General features: G+C 48.4%; 4 protein-coding genes. All 4 read left to right on the forward strand.

All coding sequences use genetic code 11. From position 1 onward, the window contains the following. Positions 1–231, forward strand: a 231-nt coding sequence (locus tag ENN47_00940) for a butyrate kinase (protein HDP76757.1), incomplete at its 5' end; no start/stop codon positions are given. 11 nt (positions 232–242) lie between these two features. Beyond that, positions 243–1,145, forward strand: a complete 903-nt coding sequence (locus ENN47_00945) for a phosphate butyryltransferase (GenBank protein ID HDP76758.1) — start codon at positions 243–245, stop codon at positions 1,143–1,145. A 10-nt stretch (positions 1,146–1,155) separates the two neighbouring features. Beyond that, the gene (locus ENN47_00950) at positions 1,156–1,986 is read left to right on the forward strand and encodes a sugar phosphate isomerase/epimerase (protein HDP76759.1); all 831 of its coding nucleotides are present in this window, start codon (positions 1,156–1,158) and stop codon (positions 1,984–1,986) included. Next, positions 1,983–2,586: GntR family transcriptional regulator (locus ENN47_00955; protein HDP76760.1), on the forward strand; the 604-nt coding region annotated here is incomplete at its 3' end. The genes ENN47_00950 and ENN47_00955, both read left to right, overlap by 4 nt.

The following is a 2,586-nucleotide window of genomic DNA, read 5'->3' on the forward strand; positions in this document are numbered from 1 at the left end:
ATTTACAATATTGCAAAATACTCATACAGTCTGCTGGCGGTATTTGACGGAGTTCCCGACGCCCTTGCCATTACGGGCGGCGTAGTGAAGTGTGACTACGTCAGAGAAAGACTTCTTGCGAAACTGAAGGGTATAAGAGTTCTTCTTTTCCCGGGAGAATACGAGATGGAAAGCCTTGCAGACGGAGCGCACAGAGTAATACAGGGGATCGAAGAGGCCCTGGAATACTGAGGTGATGATCGATGATTAATTCCCTTTCTGAGTTCATTCTTGAAGCAAGTAAGTTGCAGAAGCGCGTGAGAGTAAATTGCGTGCAACCGCATGATCGAAAGACGATGAAGGCCATAGAATCAACTGCCTCCTCTAACGGCAATTTTGAATTCACTCTCTTCGGAAGATTGGAAGAGATAAAGGAGGCGGCATCTGAAGGGTTTCTGAACACGACGCGTGTTGTCGAAGGGAAATCTGAAGAAGATAATGCTTCAAATGCAGTCTCTGCTTTGGAGGGAGATACTCCCGTCGTCCTAATGAAAGGCGACATCAATACCACCGTTTTTCTGAGAGAGCTCTTCAAGAGCCCCAGGGTAAAGGCTAGCGGAAGGCTAATAAGTCACATTTCCTGTATGGAGGTTCCCGAGCATCCTAGGCTGCTTTTCATAACTGATGGGACGGTCAACGTTGCGCCTGATTTGAAGGAGAAGGCAGAGATACTCAGGAATGCCGTCGAGTTTGCAAGATCGATCGGAATAAGTGAACCAAGGGTCGCGGTAATCGGCATAAACGAGCGAGTGTCGGTAGCAAATCGCGACCTCGTTGAAGGAGCCGTGTTATCGAAAATGGCTGAAAGAGGGCAATTTGGAGTGTGTCTCGTAGACGGCCCCATGCCCATAGATACTGCCCTGAAAAAGGAAGCGGCACTGAAGAAGGGAATTACGTCTAAGGTCGGAGGCGAGGCCGACATACTGATCTGTTCTAATCTTGAATCAGCGGCCAACCTTATTAAAGGGCTCGTACATCTAGGAAAGTCCAAGACGGCCGGGCTCCTTTTGGGAGCAGGATTCCCCGTTGTTCTCACATCGAGGAGCGACAATGAATTCGCAAAAGCGGTGTCGCTCTCAATGGCACTAGTGAGTGCGGTGGGCTGAGGTGAAAGAGATGGCAGTAAGCTTTATGGTGGCCAACGAGGATATTCCGGCCAGTGCAAAGGTCACTGGCCTCACCGGCAGGTTGGAAGAGACGCTCGCCGCAGTGGCGGGTGCCGGTTTCAACTCTTTTGAGCTCATGATCGCCGAACCCGAAAAAGTGGATGTTGAAAAATTGAAGCGACTCGAGCGACAGTACTCTTTGAAGTGCGTATTTCTCTGCACTGGCGAGATGGCAGGAACTGCCGGCCTTTACCTGAACCACATAGACGCGAACGAAAGAAAGAGAGCGCTGAACTCCTTTTTGCAGGCAGCCAAGAAGGCACATGCTCTAGGAGTTAACCTTAATATCGGCAGACTTAGGGGAGTAATATGGTCCGACGGCCTCCAGAGGTCACTCGAGAGGCTTGGAGAATCGCTGGGAAAAATCGATTCATATGTGAGAAGTGAACTCGAGGGGTTGTCCGTCTTGATAGAACCATTGAGGAAGGTGGTCTGCCCGATCCTTAATAACTGTGTCGAAGCCGCCTCTTTTCTTTCTGAGAGAGAGCTGAAGAGTTTTGGAATTCTCCTTGACTCTGACCATTTCGATGAGTTGAAGGATCCCGCTTTTGTAAGTTCGAACATCGAGCTGATAAAACACGTTCACCTAGCAGATACGAATCACAAACCTCTGGGGCGGGGGGCGATTGATTTTCAGAGCTTCTTGAAAATGCTGAGTAGATCGAGTTATGTCGGTGAATACAGCGTCGAGGTCTTCTGCGATGAAGATCAGATAGAAACTCTAAGGGAAACTGCTTCATTTCTGAAAGCTTTCCCTCAAATCCTGGGGGGATCACTTTGAACAGATCGGCAGACACAAATCACTTTCAGGGAATCCAGCAGCAGCTTTACAGATCAATAAGGGATAGCATCGTAGAACTGGAAATCCCTCCCGGAGCGAGATTGACGATCGAGAAGCTGAGAAGAATCTACGGTGTTTCTTCTACTCCGGTAAGGGGGGCTCTCCACAAGCTGAAGGAAGATGGTCTTGTCGCGCCGGGAGCCGCCAAGAGTTTTTACGTAAAGGAGATTCTCGAAAATGACGTCAGGAAGCTCTTCCCGATAAGGCTTGTGCTGGAGAAACTTGCATTGAGTGAATCAATTAATCGGATCGACAGAGAGATCATATCGAATCTGATCGTGAGGATGAGAAGACACCTCTCGGAACCGGAGGAGACAAAGAACAAAGTTCCTTACGATATTGACTACAGGCTGCACAGGGAGATACTCAATAACTGCAATAATGAATATCTAATTGAAATGATGTCGAAGATCTCGATACTGCTCGCCAGAATGCGGAACGTGATCAAATACTACCTTCTTGAACAGCAAAAAGACTGGATAATTAACGAGATGGAGGAACATTTCAAAATCGCGCAGAGCATCCTGGAAGGAGACCTGG

It is taken from the genome of Mesotoga infera (assembly GCA_011045915.1).
Lineage (GTDB): Bacteria > Thermotogota > Thermotogae > Petrotogales > Kosmotogaceae > Mesotoga > Mesotoga infera_D.